The organism is Pseudomonas sp. 22490, from assembly GCF_052044465.1.
Classification (GTDB): domain Bacteria; phylum Pseudomonadota; class Gammaproteobacteria; order Pseudomonadales; family Pseudomonadaceae; genus Pseudomonas; species Pseudomonas aeruginosa.
This window is the reverse complement of record NZ_JBQENS010000091.1, coordinates 1-876: the sequence shown is the minus strand read 5'-3', so window position 1 is coordinate 876 and position 876 is coordinate 1. Positions and strand designations below refer to the sequence as shown.

Here is an 876-nt window from a genome sequence, read left to right as displayed (position 1 = left end):
GGCAACTCCCTGGCGCCAACCACCCCAAAGGAGAGACACCATGCAAGCGAATCAGCCTCAAGGCGGCAGCGCCAAGGCTAGCACACCACGCTATGACACCATCGTCATCCGCGGCGCCACCGGCAAAGACGTCCCGAGGGAAGTAGACGGCGGAGAGGTGGTCAGCTGGGCACGCGGCCATGAACTGGCAGCCGGCGACGCCCTGCTGGAGTTCGTCAACTACGTGGCCGATGGTGATTGCGGCATCACCCCGGAGCTGAGCACCAAGGCGCGTAAGGCGCTGGATCTGATGGAGCGTCGCAGCAGGTTGGGCTGGGAGGCGGACGAACAGCCAGAAGATTGGCCGGCGTCGGTTAACCGTGCAGCACAAACGGCCCGCGAAGTGTTCAGCGGCTCCCACGAAGACGCCATCCAGGCGATTGAGTACATGCATGCCCTGCTGCTGCAGGCTGCCCCTGTCGTGCAAGGCGGTGACGTATGAAGCCCTGCACCCTTGGCAAGCGCCACAGCTGGACATTCGTCCGTAACGTCGTCACCAGCCACCTGAGTGGCCGTTTCGGCCGCATCACCAAGCGCGGGTTCTACCGCTGCGAATGCGGCGCCGAGAAGTACGGCAACGCCGGCGACCTGTCCGGGGGTAGCACCCATGCTTAAGCGCACCCTCTACCACTTCCACTTCTGCTGCGGCCTGGGCGGCGGTGCCGCCGGTTTCAACCGGGCGCGTCCGCGGGTCGGCAACGTCGAGGCCGAATGGGTTTGCCTCGGCGGGATCGACGTGGACCCAGCCGGCCTGCGCGACTTCGAGCGACTGGCTGGTGTCCCGGGCACCCTGCTGGACCTCTTCACCCGCGACCAGTACGTGCGGTTCCACGGCAA

General features: G+C 65.8%; 2 protein-coding genes and 1 pseudogene. All 3 read left to right on the top strand.

Features of this window, described 5'->3' with window-relative positions; all coding sequences use genetic code 11:
* Nucleotides 1-40: 40 nt before the first annotated feature.
* On the top strand, nt 41-481 hold the full coding sequence (locus ACTJJX_RS35025; protein ID WP_033943433.1) for a hypothetical protein: 441 nt from the start codon (nt 41-43) through the stop codon (nt 479-481).
* Entirely contained in the window at nt 478-654 is a 177-nt protein-coding gene (locus ACTJJX_RS35020; RefSeq protein WP_016852055.1) for a hypothetical protein, read from the top strand. Before ACTJJX_RS35025 ends, ACTJJX_RS35020 begins: the two co-directional genes overlap by 4 nt.
* Nucleotides 647-876 (top strand): annotated as a pseudogene (locus ACTJJX_RS35015) (DNA cytosine methyltransferase); the annotation flags it as partial. The gene ACTJJX_RS35020 and the pseudogene ACTJJX_RS35015, both read left to right, overlap by 8 nt.

Coding starts and splice junctions, on each gene's coding strand:
- ACTJJX_RS35025 (WP_033943433.1), top strand. CDS start 41: ATGCAAGCGAATCAGCCTCAAGGCGGCAGCGCCAAGGCTAGCACACCA.
- ACTJJX_RS35020 (WP_016852055.1), top strand. CDS start 478: ATGAAGCCCTGCACCCTTGGCAAGCGCCACAGCTGGACATTCGTCCGT.